Origin of the sequence: Streptomyces sp. NBC_00091, from assembly GCF_026343185.1 — a bacterium.
GTDB lineage: Bacteria > Actinomycetota > Actinomycetes > Streptomycetales > Streptomycetaceae > Streptomyces.
In genome coordinates this window covers 2,672,861-2,689,392 of sequence record NZ_JAPEMA010000001.1, presented here as the reverse complement: position 1 = coordinate 2,689,392, position 16,532 = coordinate 2,672,861, and the positions used below count along the sequence as shown (strand labels likewise).

Annotated in this window: 16 protein-coding genes and 1 tRNA gene; 11 read left to right on the top strand and 6 right to left on the bottom strand. The window is 72.0% G+C overall.

Features of this window, described 5'->3' with window-relative positions:
* The first annotated feature begins 16 nt into the window (after nucleotides 1–16).
* The 6 genes from paaA to OOK34_RS12305 all read left to right on the top strand — a co-directional run bounded on the left by paaA (nucleotide 17) and on the right by OOK34_RS12305 (nucleotide 4,897).
* Nucleotides 17–1,033: a 1,2-phenylacetyl-CoA epoxidase subunit PaaA gene (gene paaA / locus OOK34_RS12330; protein ID WP_267033892.1), complete on the top strand. Its 1,017-nt coding sequence runs from the start codon at nucleotides 17–19 to the stop codon at nucleotides 1,031–1,033.
* Complete coding sequence (paaB, locus tag OOK34_RS12325) at nucleotides 1,030–1,314, top strand: 1,2-phenylacetyl-CoA epoxidase subunit PaaB (protein WP_267033891.1); 285 nt, start codon at nucleotides 1,030–1,032, stop codon at nucleotides 1,312–1,314. The genes paaA and paaB overlap by 4 nt, the downstream gene beginning before the upstream one ends.
* A 5-nt stretch (nucleotides 1,315–1,319) precedes the next feature.
* Nucleotides 1,320–2,045 carry a 1,2-phenylacetyl-CoA epoxidase subunit PaaC gene (gene paaC, locus OOK34_RS12320; RefSeq protein ID WP_267036715.1) on the top strand — a complete coding sequence of 242 codons (726 nt, stop codon included), beginning with the start codon at nucleotides 1,320–1,322 and terminating at the stop codon, nucleotides 2,043–2,045.
* Complete coding sequence (paaD, locus tag OOK34_RS12315; protein ID WP_267033890.1) at nucleotides 2,039–2,545, top strand: 1,2-phenylacetyl-CoA epoxidase subunit PaaD; 507 nt, start codon at nucleotides 2,039–2,041, stop codon at nucleotides 2,543–2,545. Before paaC ends, paaD begins: the two co-directional genes overlap by 7 nt.
* Nucleotides 2,546–3,646, top strand: a complete 1,101-nt coding sequence (locus OOK34_RS12310; protein ID WP_267033889.1) for a 2Fe-2S iron-sulfur cluster-binding protein — start codon at nucleotides 2,546–2,548, stop codon at nucleotides 3,644–3,646. It abuts the gene before it with no gap.
* Nucleotides 3,647–3,754: 108 nt separating this feature from the next.
* A complete protein-coding gene (locus OOK34_RS12305) occupies nucleotides 3,755–4,897 on the top strand; it encodes an acyl-CoA dehydrogenase family protein (protein WP_267033888.1) in 1,143 nt (380 codons plus the stop codon).
* A 13-nt stretch (nucleotides 4,898–4,910) separates the two neighbouring features.
* Here the strand turns inward: OOK34_RS12305 and OOK34_RS12300 are convergent, their stop codons facing one another.
* From OOK34_RS12300 to OOK34_RS12275, 6 genes are all read right to left on the bottom strand, one after another.
* Nucleotides 4,911–5,255, bottom strand: a complete 345-nt coding sequence (locus OOK34_RS12300) for a rhodanese-like domain-containing protein (protein WP_267033887.1) — start codon at nucleotides 5,253–5,255, stop codon at nucleotides 4,911–4,913.
* A gap of 66 nt (nucleotides 5,256–5,321) precedes the next feature.
* Nucleotides 5,322–6,152 carry a J domain-containing protein gene (locus OOK34_RS12295; RefSeq protein WP_267033886.1) on the bottom strand — a complete coding sequence of 277 codons (831 nt, stop codon included), beginning with the start codon at nucleotides 6,150–6,152 and terminating at the stop codon, nucleotides 5,322–5,324.
* An 84-nt stretch (nucleotides 6,153–6,236) separates the two neighbouring features.
* A complete protein-coding gene (locus OOK34_RS12290; protein WP_267036714.1) occupies nucleotides 6,237–7,682 on the bottom strand; it encodes a DUF2252 domain-containing protein in 1,446 nt (481 codons plus the stop codon).
* 71 nt (nucleotides 7,683–7,753) lie between these two features.
* Nucleotides 7,754–8,413: a response regulator transcription factor gene (locus tag OOK34_RS12285; RefSeq protein WP_323183415.1), complete on the bottom strand. Its 660-nt coding sequence runs from the start codon at nucleotides 8,411–8,413 to the stop codon at nucleotides 7,754–7,756.
* A gap of 8 nt (nucleotides 8,414–8,421) precedes the next feature.
* Nucleotides 8,422–10,122: a sensor histidine kinase gene (locus OOK34_RS12280; RefSeq protein WP_267033885.1), complete on the bottom strand. Its 1,701-nt coding sequence runs from the start codon at nucleotides 10,120–10,122 to the stop codon at nucleotides 8,422–8,424.
* A 131-nt stretch (nucleotides 10,123–10,253) separates the two neighbouring features.
* A tRNA-Leu gene (locus OOK34_RS12275) sits at nucleotides 10,254–10,336 on the bottom strand.
* Nucleotides 10,337–10,627: 291 nt separating this feature from the next.
* Between OOK34_RS12275 and OOK34_RS12270 the strand changes: the two genes are divergently transcribed.
* The 5 genes from OOK34_RS12270 to OOK34_RS12250 all read left to right on the top strand — a co-directional run bounded on the left by OOK34_RS12270 (nucleotide 10,628) and on the right by OOK34_RS12250 (nucleotide 16,484).
* Nucleotides 10,628–11,443 (top strand): DUF3662 and FHA domain-containing protein, encoded by an 816-nt coding sequence (locus tag OOK34_RS12270; RefSeq protein ID WP_267033884.1) that lies wholly within the window; start codon nucleotides 10,628–10,630, stop codon nucleotides 11,441–11,443.
* 10 nt (nucleotides 11,444–11,453) lie between these two features.
* Nucleotides 11,454–11,957 (top strand): FHA domain-containing protein, encoded by a 504-nt coding sequence (locus OOK34_RS12265; RefSeq protein ID WP_267033883.1) that lies wholly within the window; start codon nucleotides 11,454–11,456, stop codon nucleotides 11,955–11,957.
* 144 nt (nucleotides 11,958–12,101) lie between these two features.
* Nucleotides 12,102–13,568, top strand: a complete 1,467-nt coding sequence (locus OOK34_RS12260; RefSeq protein WP_267033882.1) for a PP2C family serine/threonine-protein phosphatase — start codon at nucleotides 12,102–12,104, stop codon at nucleotides 13,566–13,568.
* Between the two features lie 31 nt (nucleotides 13,569–13,599).
* Complete coding sequence (locus OOK34_RS12255) at nucleotides 13,600–15,024, top strand: FtsW/RodA/SpoVE family cell cycle protein (protein WP_267033881.1); 1,425 nt, start codon at nucleotides 13,600–13,602, stop codon at nucleotides 15,022–15,024.
* On the top strand, nucleotides 15,021–16,484 hold the full coding sequence (locus OOK34_RS12250) for a penicillin-binding protein 2 (protein WP_267033880.1): 1,464 nt from the start codon (nucleotides 15,021–15,023) through the stop codon (nucleotides 16,482–16,484). The genes OOK34_RS12255 and OOK34_RS12250 overlap by 4 nt, the downstream gene beginning before the upstream one ends.
* Nucleotides 16,485–16,532 lie beyond the last annotated feature (48 nt).

Here is a 16,532-nt window from a genome sequence, read left to right as displayed (position 1 = left end):
CTGACAGGGGACCGGGATGGTCGCAGTGACCCCGGAAACGGGCACGTCAGGCACGGTGGACGGCGCGGTGGACGGGCAGTCCGCGGACCTCGGCGCGCAGCTCCGCGCGGACTTCGACGCCGCCGTGGCGGCGGACGAGCGCGTGGAGCCGCGGGACTGGATGCCCGAGGAGTACCGCGCGTCCCTGGTCCGGCAGATGGCCCAGCACGCCCACTCCGAGATCATCGGCATGCAGCCCGAGGCCAACTGGATCACCCGCGCGCCCTCGCTGCGCCGCAAGGCGATCCTGATGGCCAAGGTGCAGGACGAGGCGGGCCACGGCCTGTACCTCTACAGCGCCGCCGAGACCCTCGGCACCAGCCGCGACGAGCTGCTCGACAAGCTCCACTCGGGCAAGCAGAAGTACTCCTCGATCTTCAACTACCCCACCCTGACCTGGGCGGACGTCGGCGCCATCGGCTGGCTCGTGGACGGCGCGGCGATCACCAACCAGGTGCCGATCTGCCGCTGCTCCTACGGCCCCTACGCCCGCGCCATGGTCCGGATCTGCAAGGAGGAGTCCTTCCACCAGCGCCAGGGGTACGAGCTGCTCCTCGCCCTCTCGCAGGGCACCGAGGCCCAGCACGCGATGGCGCAGGACGCCGTCGACCGCTGGTGGTGGCCCTCCCTGATGATGTTCGGCCCGCCGGACGACGAGTCGGCGCACTCGGCGCAGTCCATGGCCTGGCGGATCAAGCGCCACTCCAATGACGAGCTGCGCCAGCGCTTCGTCGACATCGCCGTCCCGCAGGCCGAGTCGCTGGGCCTGACCCTGCCCGACCCGGACCTGAAGTGGAACGAGGAGCGCGGCCACCACGACTTCGGCGCCATCGACTGGGCCGAGTTCTGGGACGTCCTCAAGGGCAACGGCCCCTGCAACGAACAGCGGATCAGCCAGCGGCGCACGGCGCACGAGGAAGGCGCCTGGGTCCGCGAGGCCGCCTCCGCCTACGCCGCGAAGCACACCAGCACCGGACGAGAGGTACAGGCATGACGCAGAACTGGCCCCTGTGGGAGGTGTTCGTGCGCTCGCGCCGCGGCCTCTCGCACACGCACGCGGGAAGCCTGCACGCCCCCGACGCGGAGATGGCCCTGCGCAACGCCCGGGACCTCTACACGCGGCGGAACGAAGGCATCTCGATCTGGGTGGTGCCCTCCACGGAGATCACCGCCTCCTCGCCGGACGAGCGGGACCCGTTCTTCGCCCCGTCCGCCGACAAGCCCTACCGGCACCCCACCTTCTACGAGATCCCCGAGGGGGTGCGCCACCTGTGAACGCCATGACCGAAACCCGGACCGCGGCCGCCCTGGCCCTCGGCGACGACGCGCTGATCCTCTCCCACCGCCTCGGCGAGTGGGCGGGCCACGCCCCCGTCCTGGAGGAGGAGGTCGCCCTGGCCAACATCGCCCTCGACCTGCTCGGACAGGCCCGCGTCCTGCTGTCCCTGGCGGGCGACGAGGACGAGCTGGCCTTCCTGCGCGAGGAGCGCTCCTTCCGCAACCTCCAGCTGGTCGAGCAGCCCAACGGCGACTTCGCCCACACCATCGCCCGGCAGCTCTACTTCTCCTTCTACCAGCACGAGCTGTACACGGTGCTGGCCGCCGGGGACGGCCCGTTCGCCCCGCTCGCGGCCAAGGCCGTGAAGGAGACCGCCTACCACCGGGACCACGCCGAGCAGTGGACGCTGCGGCTCGGCGACGGCACCGAGGAGAGCCGGGCCCGGATGCGCGCCGGGCTGGACGCGCTGTGGAAGTTCACCGGGGAGATGTTCCTGCCCGTCGAGGGCCTGGACCTCGACCAGGCCGCCCTGGAGGCCCTGGAGGCGCGCTGGCTGGCCGCCGTGGGCGGCGTACTGGAGCGGGCGGGGCTCGCACTGCCCGAGGGGCCCCGTACGGGCGCCTGGGCCGCCGGAGCCGGCCGGCAGGGCCTGCACACGGAACCGTTCGGGCGGCTGCTCGCGGAGATGCAGCACCTGCACCGCAGTCATCCCGGAGCGTCGTGGTGAGCGCGGGGGCCGGGACCACCCGCCTGGAGGCGGAGCTGGCCGAGCTGGCGGGCTCCGTCCCCGACCCCGAGCTGCCCGTGCTGACCCTGGCCGAGCTGGGCGTCCTGCGCGGGGTGCGGATGCATGAGGACGGACACGCCGAGGTGGTCCTCACCCCGACCTACACCGGCTGCCCGGCCATCGAGGCCATGTCCGCCGACATCGAGCGGGTCCTGACCGGCCACGGCATACCCGAGGTCCGGGTCACCACGGTCCTGTCCCCCGCCTGGTCCACCGACGACATCAGCGCCGAAGGCCGCCGCAAACTGGCCGAGTTCGGCATCGCCCCGCCCCGCCCGCACTCCGCGGACGGGCCGGTCCCGCTCACGCTGTCGGTCCGCTGCCCGAACTGCGGCTCGACCGACACCGAACTGCTCAGCCGGTTCTCCTCCACCGCGTGCAAGGCGCTGCGCCGCTGCGTCGCCTGCCGCGAACCGTTCGACCACTTCAAGGAGCTGTAGATGGCCGCACCCCGCCACGGCGCGTTCCACCCGCTGACGGTGGCGGCAGTCGACCGGCTCACCGACGACTCGGTGGCACTGACCCTCCGGGTGCCCGAGGAACTGCGCGAGGACTACCGCCACGCCCCCGGCCAGCACCTGACGCTGCGCCGCAGCGCCGCCGAGGGCGCCGAGATCCGCCGCACCTACTCGATCTGCTCCCCCGCCCCGGCCCCCGAGGGCCCGGGACCGGACCGGCTGCAAGTGGGCGTGCGGCTGGTGGAGGGAGGCGAGTTCTCCACGTTCGCGCACAAGGAGGTCGCCGCCGGGGACGTGCTGGACGTGATGGTCCCGGCCGGGCGGTTCGTGCTGGAGCCGGCCGCCGCCCCGCGGGCCGCGCACTACGCGGCGGTCGTCGGCGGCAGCGGCATCACCCCGGTGCTGTCGATCGCGGCCTCACTGCTGGCGGCCCGCCCCGACGCCCGGTTCTGCCTGGTCCGCAGCGACCGTACGGCGGCCTCGACGATGTTCCTCGAGGAGGTGGCCGACCTCAAGGACCGCTACCCCGACCGCTTCCAGCTGGTCACCGTGCTCTCCCGCGAGGAGCAGGAGGCCGGGCTGCCGTCCGGGCGGCTCGACGAGGCCCGCCTGGTCTCCCTGCTGCCGGCGCTGCTGCCGGTCGCCGAGGTGACCGGCTGGTTCCTGTGCGGCCCGTACGGGCTGGTGCAGGGCGCGGAGCGGGCCCTTGCCGCGCTCGGCGTCGTACGGACCCGGGTGCACGAGGAGATCTTCCACGTCGAGGACACCGCCCCGCAGGCCCCCGCCCGGGCCGCCTCCGCGCCGGCCCACGGCCGGGTGACCGCCCGGCTCGACGGCCGCTCCGGCACCTGGCCCGTCCAGGACGGCGAGTCCCTGCTGGACGCCGTGCTGCGCAACCGCGCCGATGCCCCGTACGCCTGCAAGGGCGGGGTGTGCGGCACCTGCCGGGCGTTCGTGGTGTCCGGCGAGGTGCGGATGGACCGCAACTTCGCGCTGGAGGCGGAGGAGACCGAGGCCGGCTTCGTACTGGCCTGCCAGTCCCACGCCGTTACGGAGGAAGTGGAGATCGACTTCGACCGGTAGGCGTACTGGGGTGTCCGGGGTGTCCGGGGCCTGTCCAATTTCCGGAAGCTGCTCTATCTTGACGCACCGTCAGATAAGGGCGTCAGCCGGTGCGCAGGAGGACAGGCAGTGGACTTCACCTTCACCGAGGAACAACAGGCCGCCGTCGAGGCCGCCAGGGCCGTCTTCGCCGATGTCGCCCCCGACGGCGTCCCCAGCCCCGCGCTCACGCCCGGGGCCGTCGCGGACGAGTTCGACCGGCCCCTGTGGGCCAGGCTCGCCGGCTCCGACCTGCTGAGCCTCGTCCTCGCCGAGCAGCACGGCGGGGCCGGCCTCGACACCATCGCCCTGTGCCTGGTGCTGCGCGAGGCGGCGAAGGTCCTGGCCCGGGTGCCGCTCCTGGAGCACTGTGCCACCGCAATGGCCGTACAGGCCCACGGCAGCCCCGAGCTGACCGCCGCCCTGCTGCCCGGCGCCGGAAGCGGCACGCTCGTCCTCACCGCCGCCGCGCACGGCCGCACCGGGCACGATCCCGCCGAACTCGCCGTCACCGCACGCCGCGAGGGCGCCACCTGGCTCCTGGACGGGGTGCAGACCTCCGTCGCCTGGGCGCACAGCTGCGACTGGATCGCCGTACCCGCCCACGGCGGCGACGGCGCGGCCGTCCTCGCGCTCCTCCCCCGCACCACCGCGGGGCTCACTCTCGCCGACCAGTACTCCACCAGCGGCGAGCGGCTCGCCGAACTCACCCTGGACGGGGTCCGGGTTCCCGCCGCCCATGTGATCGACGCCCCCGGCGCCTGGGACCGGCTCCACCAGCTCCTGGCCACCGGGACCTGCGCCCTCGCACTCGGCCTCGGCGAAGCCGTCCTCACGATGACCAGCCAGTACACCGGCAAGCGGGAGCAGTTCGGCTTCCCCGTGGCCACCTTCCAGGCCGTCGCGGTGCAGGCCGCCGACCGCTACATCGACCTGCGCGCCATGGAGGCCACCCTCTGGCAGGCCGCCTGGCGGCTCGACGCCGCGACCGGCGGGGCGGGCGGCCCGCTGCCCAGCGCCGGGGACGTCGCCGTCGCCAAGATCTGGGCCTCCGAGGGCGTACGCCGTGTCGTGCAGACGGCACAGCACCTGCACGGCGGCTTCGGCGCCGACACCGACTACCCGCTGCACCGCTACCACGCCTGGGCCAAACAGCTGGAACTCCAGCTCGGCCCGGCCGCCGCGCACGAGGAGGCACTGGGCGACCTGCTGGCCGCCCACCCCCTCGGCTGAGCGCGGACTAGGCCTAGAGCACGAAGGCCGGGTTCCCGGTGTCCGTCACCATCGGGCGCCCGGCGCGCTCCCACGCCTGCATCCCGCCGTCCACGTTGACGGCCTCGATGCCCTGGCGCACCAGGTACTGGGTGACCTGCGCGCTACGGCCGCCCACCCGGCACATCACGTACGCCGTACGGCCGTCCGCGACCGCCTCCGTGACCTCGCCGAAGCGCGCCACGAAGTCGCTCATCGGGACGTGCAGCGCGCCCTCGACGTGCCCGGCCGCCCATTCGTCGTCCTCACGGACGTCGAGGACGAAGCCTTCGGCGGGCACCGCGCCGGCGTCCACCGAGGGAAGCGGTCCGAGGTTCATATCTGTCGCCTTCTCTCTTCACGGATCTGGTCTGCCAACGTATCCGAACTCGCGCCCGGGCCGGGTTCAGCCGGCGCTGTACCCCGCCAGCTCGGCCTCGCGCTCGGAGACCTGCGCCAGCAGCTGCTCCGCGATCTCCTCCAGCAGCCGGTCCGGGTCGTCCGGGGCCATCCGCAGCATGGCGCCGATCGCGCTGTCCTCCAGCTCCTTGGCCACCAGCGAGAGCAGCTCCTTGCGCTGGGCCAGCCACTCCAGCCGGGCGTAGAGCTCCTCGCTCTCGCTCGGCGGAGCCTCCTCCGGCGCCGGGCCGGCCTCCCACTCCTCGGCCAGCTCGCGCAGCAGCCGCTCCTCACCGCGCCCGTAGGCGGAGTTGACCCGGGCGATGAAGGCGTCGCGGCGCGTCCGCTCGGCCTCGTCCTGGGCGAGGTCCGGGTGGGCCTTGCGGACCAGCTCCCGGTACAGGCGCCGGACCTCTTCGGTGGGGCGCACCCGCTGCGGCGGCCGCACGGACCGGTCGGTGAGCATCGCGGCCGCGTCGTCGGAGATCCCGTCCGAGCCCAGCCAGTCGTGGAACAGCTCCTCCACGCCGGGCATCGGCATGACCAGGGCGCGGGCCTCCTGGGCCCGCCGCAGGTCCTCGGGATCGCCGCTGCGGGCCGCCTTCGCCTCCGCGATCAGCGCGTCCAGCTCGTCGAGCCGCGAGTACATCGGGCCGAGCTTCTGGTGGTGCAGCCGGGAGAAGTTCTCGACCTCCACCCGGAAGGTCTCCACCGCGATCTCGAACTCGATCAGCGCCTGCTCGGCGGCCCGGACGGCGCGCTCCAGCCGCGCCTCGGGCCGCTCGTCAGCGGGGACGGCGGGCTCTTCGGGGGCGGTGTGTTCGGTCTGCTCGCTCACCCGGCCAGCCTACGGCCCACCCGAGGGCATGTTTCACGTGAAACATGCCCCAGCCCCAGACGCTGCCCCCGTCCCCGCCCGCCCTCAGACGCCGAACTCCGCCGCGACCCGCCCCGACCGCACCGCCGCCACCAGGTCCGCGTGGTCGGCCTCGCTCCGGTCGGCGTAGGCCACGGCGAAGGCGGCGACCGCCTCGTCCAGCTCCTCGTTCTTGCCGCAGTACCCGGCCAGCAGCCGCGGATCGGCGCTGTGCGCGTGCGCCCGGGCCAGCAGGGCGCCGGTCATCCGGCCGTAGTCGTCGAGCTGATCGACGGCCAGCGCCGCCGGATCCACGCTGCCCTTGCGGTTGCGGAACTGGCGCACCTGGAAGGGCCGCCCCTCCACGGTGGTCCAGCCCAGCAGGATGTCGGAGACCACCTGCATCCGCTTCTGCCCGGCCACCACCCGGCGGCCCTCGTGCTCCTCCGCCGGCGCGTGGAAGCCCAGCGCGGGCAGGTGCGGCAGCAGCACCGAGGGGCGGGCCTCCTTCACCTGGAGCACCAGCGGCTCGCCCCGGTGGTCCAGCAGCAGCACCACGTACGAGCGGGTGCCCACGCTGCCGGTCCCCACCACGCGGAAGGCCACGTCGTGTATCGCGTACCGGGCCAGCAGCGGCAGCCGGTCCCCCAGCAAAGTCTTCAGGTACGGGCCCAGCGAGGCCGCGACGGCCGCCGCCTCCCCGTCACCGACCCGCCGCAGCACCGGCAGCGCGTCCACGAAGCGCCGGCTTCCGTCCGCCAGCATCTCGGTCGACTTGGCCGCGAACCGGGCGGAGGTGTTGTTCCGTGCCTTCTCCGAGACCCGCTCCAGCGTGCCCAGCAGGTCCCTGGCGTCGGTGTGGGAGACCAGCTCCTCGTCGGCGATGGCGTTCCACGCGTCGAGGGCGGGCAGTCTGGCCAGCAGCCGCATGGTGCGCCGGTACGCGCCCACCGCGTCCCGCGCCGCCGCCCGGCAGGTGTCCTCGTCGGCGCCCGCCACGCGCCCGGCCAGCACCAGGGAGGTGGCCAGCCGCTTCACGTCCCATTCCCAGGGGCCGAAGACGGTCTCGTCGAAGTCGTTGAGGTCGATGACGAGCCGGCCGCGGGCGTCCCCGTACAGGCCGAAGTTGGCCGCGTGCGCGTCACCGCAGATCTGCGCGCCCACCCCGGTCACCGGTCCGCCGGACAGGTCGTGCGCCATCAGTCCGGCCGCCCCGCGCAGGAAGGCGAAGGGGTTGGCGGCCATCCGGCCCACCCGTATCGGGGTCAGCTCGGCGACCCGGCCCACATTGGACTCCTCCACCGCGCGCACGGCGTCCGGGCGCCCGGCGGGCGCCTCGAACCGCGCGTGCGCCGCCCGGGGCACGCGCAGCCGCAGGGCCTTCCCGGCCTCCTTGGGCGAGCCCGTCACGGTCCGGGCCGCGAAGCCCTCGACGCCCGGTATCCGCACGCCGTCCCACCCCGCCGCCGCGTCTCCCGCGTCCGCCGCGTACTGCCCCGGTACCGCCACCATCCGCGCCGCCCCCGCACCTGTTCGCGCCACATCGGCCACCCCGTGGCCGATCAAGTCCGGCCCGACCGTACCTACAGCCCGGCGTCCCTGGCCAGCAGGGCCGCCTGAACGCGGTTCTCGCACTCCAGCTTCGCCAGGATGCGGCTCACGTACGTCTTCACCGTCGCCTCGCTCATGTGCAGCCTGCGCCCGGCGTCCGCGTTGGACAGCCCCTCCCCCAGCAGCGCCAGCACCCCGCGCTCCCGCTCGCTCAGCTCCGCGACCCGCCGCCGGGCCTCCTCGCCCCGTCCCGCGGCCGGGCCGGACGCCAGCTGGTCCACCACGTGCCGGGTCGCCCCGGGCGAGAGGTACGCGTCCCCGGCCGCGGCCGCCCGTACCGCGCCGATCAGCTCGCCCGGCGCCGAGTCCTTCAGCAGGAAGCCCGCGCCGCCCTGGCTCAGCGCCCGCAGCACGTTCTCCTTCTCCCCGAAGGTGGTCAGGATCAGCGCCCGCACGGCGGGCGTCGCCCGCCCCAGCTCGCCCAGCGCGGTCAGCCCGTCCATCACCGGCATCTGGATGTCCAGCAGCACCACGTCAGGGGCGTGGGACAGGGCCAGCTCGACGGCCTCCCGGCCGTTGGCCCCCTCCGCGACGACCTCGATGTCCGGTGCCGAGGTCAGGATCATCCTGATCCCGGCCCGGATCAGCGGCTCGTCGTCGGCGATCACCACTCGGATCACTTTGGCTGACACCCGCGCTCCTACTGCTTGACCTCGTACGCCTGCTTGTCCACGAGCTTGCCGTCCCGGAAGCAGAACCGGAAAACGGTGTCGGTGGTCAGCTCCGAGGAATCCTCCGAGAGCAGCGCCAGACACTCCGTCCCCTCCGGCCGGGGCGGGCCCTTGCGGTCCATCCCCGACGTCAGGATGCTGTCCCCGTTCGGCAGCCGCGTGCGGACCGCCTGCTCGGACTCGCCCACGTGGACCGCGTCGTACTCCTCCTTGCCGATCATCGCCTTGTCCACCGAGCCCACCAGCATCACCACCGCAGCCCCGAGCACGATGATCAACATCACCACCGCCGCGACCGCGATCCCGCAGCCCATCGCGACGCCCCCGGTCCTGCTGCGCACCGGCACCGCCAGCTCGCGGTCCAGCGCCGCCCAGTCCATCGGCGGCGCCCCCTTCAGCGCCAGCGCCCGGGCCTGCGAACGCTGCCCGAAGTCGTCGGCCACGTCCTGGACGAGCCCGGCCGGCTCCGTCCCGTACGGCAGCACGCCCGCCACCCGGAACCCGCCGCCCTCGGTCGCCCCCGCGTGCACCATGCCGCCGACCAGCCGGGCCCGCTCCCGCAGCCCCGTCAGTCCCTGCCCGCCGGAGACCACCTCACCGGAAGCCCGGTCGGCCGCCGGGCCGTTGGCGATCTCCACCACCAGCGAGTCGTCCTCGTACCGGAGTTCCACGCTGATCGACGACCCCGGCGCGTGCTTGTAGGCGTTGGTCAGCGCCTCCTGAACGATCCGGTACGCCGCGTGGTCGCAGGCCGCGACCAGCGCCCGCGGCTGCCCCGTCGTGCCCAGCCGTACGTCGGTCCCCGCGGCCCGCGCCGCGTCCACGATCCCCGCGATCCCCGCCACCCCGCGCGCCGCCGGCTGCGCCTCCTCCACCGGCGCCGGCGCCTCCACGCCGTCGCGCAGGATCCCGACGACCTCGCGCAGCTCGTGCATGGCCGCCACCGAGGCCTGCCGCAGCACCCCCACCGCCTCGCGCTGGCGGTCGGTGAGCGCGGGGTCCACCTCCAGCGCCCCGGTGTGCACCGAGATCAGCGCCAGCTGGTGGCCCAGACTGTCGTGCATGTCCTGGGCGATCCGCTGCCGTTCCCGCAGCCTGGCCTGCCCGGCGACCATCGTCCGCTCGCGCAGCAGCTGGTCGTTGCGCTCCTGGAGCGCGCTCAGCAGGGTCCGGCGCTGGTGCCAGTAGCGGCTGGCCAGACCGGGCATGACGGTCGTCGCCAGGAACAGCAGCGCGGAGAACACGACCACGAGCAGCGGCCGCATCTGCGTCCACTGCTCGACCACGGAGAGGCCTATCGCCGCGAGGAAGGCCAGGGTGAACGCGGCGAGGGCCCGCCCCACTCCGACGATCCGGCGGCCCGCGGACCAGCCCAGCAGGATCGTCACGAGGAACACGGAGGGCAGGAAGGCGCTCGCCGCGGCGCCCAGTACCAGCGTGGCCGCGGGCAGGCGTCGGCGCAGCAGGACCAGCGCCACCACGGCCACGACCCCGAGGACCATCTTCTGGCCCGAGCTCTTGCTGAGTTCGTCGACGCCGAGGCCGAGCAGCGCCATCACGACGGCGATCGTCAGGTCCCCCGCCACCGCACGCCGCGTCCGGGGCTCCGGCCCCTTCAGCCAGTCCCAGCCCGCCCGCGTCCTCGCCTTGGCATCCACGCGCCCGACCATAGACACCCGGCGGCGCCGCCGGCCGCTCTCTTTCGTCGCGCCCCGCACGACGAAAGTCGGAAGGGGGGAACCGGAGGAGCCGGACATGCGAGAAGCCCCGGCCCGTATTCCGGACCGGGGCTTCCCCGATGTGGGCGAGGGGGGATTTGAACCCCCACGTCCCGAAGGACACTGGCACCTGAAGCCAGCGCGTCTGCCGTTCCGCCACTCGCCCGAGTAGCACTCCAGCGGTTCTTCCCTTTCGGGCCGTTCCCCTGGCGACGTCGAAACACTAGCACGTCAGACGGGGTGGGTTGAAATCGCTTTTCCCGGCTCCTCACGACGACCGGGACGGCCCCTCCCGCACTCCGCGCCCGGTGCGGGACACTGTCCCTGGAGCGCCCCTACGATCCCTTGTGAGGACCAACACTCCTGCGCACGGGACCGAAGGGGAACCACCCGAATCCGCCACGCGTGGATACGATCAGTAAGCAGTACAGGGCGACAACGACGGAGGAGGTGCCCCATGGGAGTCCTGAAGCGTTTCGAGCAGCGACTCGAAGGTCTGGTGAACGGCACCTTCGCCAAGGTGTTCAAGTCCGAGGTCCAGCCGGTGGAGATCGCCGGCGCCCTCCAGCGGGAGTGCGACAACAACGCCACCATCTGGAACCGCGAGCGGACCGTCGTACCCAATGACTTCATCGTGGAGCTCAGCGCCGGCGACTACGAGCGTCTGAGCCCCTACTCCGGTCAGCTCGGCGACGAACTCGCGGGCCTCGTACGCGACTACGCCAAGCAGCAGCGCTACAGCTTCATGGGCCCCATCAAGGTGCACCTGGAGAAGGCGGACGACCTCGACACCGGCCTCTACCGGGTCCGCAGTCGCACCCTCGCCTCCAGCACCTCCCAGGACTCCCCGCAGGCCCCCCAGAGCCAGCAGGGCCAGCAGGGCGGTTACGGCTACCCGCCGGTCGCCGCCCCGCCCATGCCCGCGGGACCGCCTCCGGGCGGACCCGGCGCCCGCCCCGGCGGCGCGCCTGCGGCTCCCGGTGCCCCGGGCACCGTGCGCCGCTGGATCGAGATCAACGGCACCCGCCACCAGATCTCGCGCCCCACGCTCGTACTCGGCCGGAGCACCGAGGCCGATGTGCGGATCGACGACCCCGGCGTATCCCGCCGGCACTGTGAGATCCGGACCGGAACACCCCCGACGATCCAGGATCTCGGGTCCACCAACGGCATCGTGGTGGACGGGCAGCACACCACCCGCGCTACGCTCCGCGACGGCTCGCGGATCGTCGTGGGCAGCACCACCATCATTTACCGGCAAGCCGAAGGGTGAAGCGGGGGCAATGTCAGAGCTGACCCTGACGGTCATGCGGTTGGGTTTCCTGGCCGTTCTGTGGCTGTTCGTCATCGTGGCCGTTCAGGTCATCCGCAGCGACCTGTTCGGTACGCGAGTCACGCAGCGCGGCTCACGCCGCGGTGGCGGCGGCTCCGCCGGCGCGCCGCCGCAGACCGGGCGGCAGTCCGCCCCACCCCAGCAGCGCCAGCGCCGGGGTGCGCCGACCAAGCTCGTCGTCTCCGAGGGCACCCTCACGGGCACCACGGTGGCCCTCGCCGGCCAGACGATCACGCTGGGCCGCGCCCACGATTCCACGATCGTGCTGGACGACGACTACGCCTCCAGCAGGCATGCCAGGATCTACCCCGACCGTGACGGCCAGTGGATCGTCGAGGATCTCGGGTCCACCAACGGCACGTATCTCGACCGGACCCGGCTGACCACCCCGACGCCCATCCCGCCGGGCGCCCCGATCCGCATCGGCAAGACCGTCATCGAGCTGCGGAAGTAGTACGAGAATGAGCGAGCGGAGCGAGCGAGCCGCGGCGGTCCGTCCCACCGGGGACACGGACCCGAGCGCGCTCCCGACCGGAGGGTGGGCAGTGTGGCTCGAGACCGGTTGTACCCCGAGGCATCGTCGACAGGGCAGGTGCGCATGAGTCTGTCCCTGCGTTTCGCCGCCGGATCGCACAAGGGGATGATCCGCGAGGGCAACGAGGACTCCGGCTACGCCGGTCCCCGGCTCCTCGCGGTCGCCGACGGCATGGGCGGCCAGGCAGCCGGCGAGGTCGCCAGCTCCGAGGTCATCTCCTCGCTCGTCCAGCTCGACGACGACGTCCCGGGCTCCGACATCCTCACCGCCCTCGGCGTCGCCGTGCAGCGCGCCAACGACCAGCTGCGCGCGATGGTCGAGGAGGACGCCCAGCTCGAGGGCATGGGCACCACGCTCACCGCCCTGCTGTGGACCGGCCAGCGACTGGGGCTCGTCCACGTCGGCGACTCCCGCGCGTACCTGCTCCGCGACGGCGTCCTCACGCAGATCACCCAGGACCACACCTGGGTGCAGCGGCTGGTCGACGAGGGCCGGATCACCGAGGAGGAGGCGACCACCCACCCGCAGCGCTCCCTCCTCATGCGGGCGCTCGGCAGCGGCGACGTCGTGGAGCCCGACCTCTCCATCCGCGAGGTCCGGGCCGGCGACCGCTACCTGATCTGCTCCGACGGCCTGTCCGGCGTGGTCTCCCACCAGACCCTGGAAGAGACCCTGGCCGACTACCACGGCCCCTACGAGACGGTGCAGTCCCTGATCCAGCTCGCCCTGCGCGGCGGCGGTCCGGACAACATCACCTGCATCGTCGCGGACGTCCTCGACACCGACAGCGGCGACACCATGGCCGCCCAGATGAGCGACACCCCGGTCGTCGTCGGCGCGGTCGCCGAGAACCAGCACCAGCTCTTCGACGGCAACGCCATGCAGACCCCGGCCGGCCGCGCCTCGGGCCTCGGCCGCCCGGCCGCGCCGCCCGCCGGCGCCTTCGGCCCTCCCGGCAGCGGCGAGGCCCCCGGCTACGGATACCCCGACCAGAGCCAGGGCGGCGCACTCGGCAGCTTCGGCGACCCCAAGTCCTACGACGCCTACGACGCCGACGGCCAGTACGAGGACACGTACGACCACCCGCGCAGGCGGCGCAGCAAAGGGCGCAAGTGGACCGTCCGCACGCTGATCCTGCTGCTCGTGGCCGGTGTCGTCGGCGGCGGCCTGTACGCGGCACACCGCTGGACGCAGACCCAGTACTACGTCGGCGTCAAGGGTGACCATGTCGCGCTGTACCGCGGCATCAGCCAGAACCTGGCCTGGATCCACCTCTCGCAGGTGGAGACGGATCACCCCGACATCGAACTGAAGTACCTGCCGCCCTTCAAGCGCAAGCAGGTCGAGGCCACCATCAGCGAGGAAAGCCTCGAGGGCGCGCGCAAGAAGATCGAAGAGCTCGGCACCCAGGTCTCCGCCTGCAAGCAGGACGAAGCCCGACGCGCCGCCGAAGCCCAGGGCAACCAGACGCCCGGCCCCAGCCTGACTCCCGCGGAGCAAGCTGTCGTCGGTCAGTGCGAAAAGCAGTAGACATACGCGGGCACAGGGGGCCTGCCACACCATGAGCGTTGTCACCAACACGACCACCATCGGCGCCATCGAGGCTCCGAGCCGACGGAACACCGAGCTCATGCTGCTCGCCTTCGCCGTGGTCATCCCGATCTTCGCCTACGCCAACGTGGGCCTGTCGATCCACGGCGAGCTGCCCCCGGGCATGCTGCTCTACGGACTCGGCTTCGCCGTCCTCGCCGGGATCGCCCACGTCGTCGTACGCCGCTACGCCAAGTACGCCGACCCGCTGCTGCTGCCGATCGCGACCCTGCTCAACGGCCTCGGCGTCGTCCTGATCTGGCGGCTCGACCAGTCGGAGCGGCTGCAGAACCTCGCCAAGCGCAGCTTCGGCGCCTTCTCGGAGTCCGCGCCGCGCCAGATGATGTACACGGCGCTGGCCATCGCCCTGTTCTCCGTCGTGCTGCTGGTCCTCAAGGACCACCGCGTGCTCCAGCGGTTCACGTACATCTCGATGGCGAGCGCCCTGATCCTGCTGATCCTGCCGGTCATCCCGGGTCTGGGCGCGGACGTGTTCGGCGCCAAGATCTGGATCAGCGTCGGCGGCTTCTCCATCCAGCCCGGCGAGTTCGCGAAGATCGTCATCGCGGTGTTCTTCGCCGGCTACCTGATGGTCAAGCGCGACGCCCTGGCCCTGGCCAGCCGCCGCTTCATGGGCCTCTACCTGCCGCGCGGCCGTGACCTCGGCCCGATCCTGATGATCTGGGCGATGAGCCTGCTCGTCCTCGTCTTCGAGAACGACCTCGGCACCTCGCTGCTCTTCTTCGGCATGTTCGTGATCATGCTGTACGTGGCCACCGAGCGGACCAGCTGGATCGTCATCGGCCTGGTGATGTCGATGGCGGGAGCCGGCGTCGTCGGCGCCACGGCCAGCCACGTCAAGGCCCGTGTCACCGCCTGGCTGGACCCCTTCGCCTGCTACAGCAAGTCCGGCGCCTGCGAGCAGGTCGGCCAGTCGATCATGAGCTTCGGTTCCGGCGGGGTGCTCGGCACCGGCTGGGGCCAGGGCAACTCGGACCTGATCGGCTTCGCCGCCAACTCCGACTTCATCTTCTCGACCGTCGGCGAGGAACTCGGCCTGACCGGAGTCATGGCCTTCCTCCTGCTCTACGGCCTGATCATCGAGCGGGGCGTGCGCACCGCCCTCGCCGCCCGCGACCCCTTCGGCAAGCTCTTCGCCATCGGGCTCTCCGGCGCCTTCGCCCTGCAGATCTTCGTCGTCGCCGGCGGAGTCATGGGCCTCATCCCCCTCACCGGCATGACCATGCCCTTCCTCGCCTCCGGCGGTTCCTCCGTCCTGGCGAACTGGGTGCTCATCGCCATCCTCATCCGGATCAGCGACACCGCACGCCGCCCCGCCCCGGCCCCCGCCCCGTCCCCCGACTCCGAGATGACCCAGGTGGTCCGCCCGTCATGAACAAGCCCCTGCGCCGCATCTCGCTGTTCTGCGGGCTGCTCGTCCTCGCGCTGCTGATCCGGACCAACTGGCTGCAGTACGTCCAGGCCGAGGAACTCAGCACCCGCAAGGAGAACCGCCGGGTCCAGATCGCCCAGTACGCCACCGAACGCGGCAACATCATCGTCCAGGGACAGCCGGTCACCGGTTCCGCCGTCACCGACGGCAGCGACTACAAGTACAAGCGGACCTACATCGACGGCCCCCTGTGGGCGCCCGTCACCGGCTACGCCTCGCAGGCCTTCGGCTCCACCCAGCTGGAGTCCCTGGACGACGGCATCCTCACCGGCAACGACGACCGGCTGTTCTTCGACCGCACCATCGGCATGTTCACGGGGGAGAAGAAGCAGGGCGGCAACGTCATCACCACCCTGAACGCCGCCGCCCAGAAGGCCGCCTTCGACAAGCTCGGCGACCGGAAGGGCGCGGTCGCGGCGATCGACCCGCGCACCGGCGCCATCCTGGCCCTGGTCAGCACCCCCTCGTACGACCCGTCCAGCTTCGCCGGGAACTCCAAGGCCGACGAGAAGGCCTGGGTCGAGCTGAAGGACAACGAGGACAAGAAGCTCGTCAACCGCGCGCTGCGCGAGACGTACCCGCCGGGCTCCACCTTCAAGGTGGTCACGGCCGCGGCCGCGCTGGAGAACGGCGTGGTGAGCGACATCAACGCCCCCACGGACACCCCCGAGCCGTACATCCTTCCCGGCACCAAGACCCCGATGGTCAACCACGCGAGCGGCTGCGAGAAGGCGACCCTGAACTTCGCCCTCCAGGTCTCCTGCAACTCGGTCTTCGCGAACCTGGGCGACAAGGTCGGCCGCGACAAGATGGTCGACACCGCCCAGAAGTTCGGCTTCAACAACGACAAGATCGACACCCCGGTCCGCGCCTTCGCCAGCGTCTACGACAAGACCATGGGCAAGGACGGCAACGCGCAGAGCGCCATCGGCCAGTTCAACACCGCGGCCACCCCGCTCCAGATGGCCATGGTCACCGCGGCGATCGCCAACGACGGCAAGCTGATGAAGCCGTACATGGTGGAGCAGCTGACCGCGCCCAACCTCGACACGATCGAGAAGCACGAGCCGTCCGAGATGAGCCGGCCCCTCAGCGCGGCGAACGCGCAGAAGGTCCAGCAGATGATGGTCAACGTCGTCGAGGCCGGCACGGGAACCAAAGCCAAGATCAAGGACGTCAAGGTAGGCGGCAAGACCGGTACCGCCCAGCACGGCGAGAAGAACGCCAAGCGCCCCTACGCCTGGTTCATCTCCTACGCCGAGCTGCCGGACGGAAGCTCCCCCGTCGCCGTGGCCGTCGTCATCGAGGACAGCGACGCCGACCGCGAGGACATCAGCGGTGGCGGCCAGGCCGCGCCGGTCGCCAAGGCCGTCATGGAAGCCGTACTGAAGAACAAGGGATGAGACTCGGGGGCAGGATCCGAGCGCTCGGTACCGGTCCGATATCAGCCT

Excerpts from the sequence above, each read along its gene's own strand:
- OOK34_RS12290 (WP_267036714.1), bottom strand. The coding sequence starts at position 7,682 with ATGGTGGCGGTACCGGGGCAGTACGCGGCGGACGCGGGAGACGCGGCG.
- paaB (WP_267033891.1), top strand. The coding sequence starts at position 1,030 with ATGACGCAGAACTGGCCCCTGTGGGAGGTGTTCGTGCGCTCGCGCCGC.
- paaA (WP_267033892.1), top strand. The coding sequence starts at position 17 with ATGGTCGCAGTGACCCCGGAAACGGGCACGTCAGGCACGGTGGACGGC.
- paaC (WP_267036715.1), top strand. The coding sequence starts at position 1,320 with ATGACCGAAACCCGGACCGCGGCCGCCCTGGCCCTCGGCGACGACGCG.
- OOK34_RS12270 (WP_267033884.1), top strand. The coding sequence starts at position 10,628 with ATGGGAGTCCTGAAGCGTTTCGAGCAGCGACTCGAAGGTCTGGTGAAC.
- OOK34_RS12250 (WP_267033880.1), top strand. The coding sequence starts at position 15,021 with ATGAACAAGCCCCTGCGCCGCATCTCGCTGTTCTGCGGGCTGCTCGTC.
- OOK34_RS12265 (WP_267033883.1), top strand. The coding sequence starts at position 11,454 with ATGTCAGAGCTGACCCTGACGGTCATGCGGTTGGGTTTCCTGGCCGTT.
- OOK34_RS12280 (WP_267033885.1), bottom strand. The coding sequence starts at position 10,122 with ATGGTCGGGCGCGTGGATGCCAAGGCGAGGACGCGGGCGGGCTGGGAC.
- OOK34_RS12310 (WP_267033889.1), top strand. The coding sequence starts at position 2,546 with ATGGCCGCACCCCGCCACGGCGCGTTCCACCCGCTGACGGTGGCGGCA.
- OOK34_RS12255 (WP_267033881.1), top strand. The coding sequence starts at position 13,600 with ATGAGCGTTGTCACCAACACGACCACCATCGGCGCCATCGAGGCTCCG.
- OOK34_RS12260 (WP_267033882.1), top strand. The coding sequence starts at position 12,102 with ATGAGTCTGTCCCTGCGTTTCGCCGCCGGATCGCACAAGGGGATGATC.
- OOK34_RS12300 (WP_267033887.1), bottom strand. The coding sequence starts at position 5,255 with ATGAACCTCGGACCGCTTCCCTCGGTGGACGCCGGCGCGGTGCCCGCC.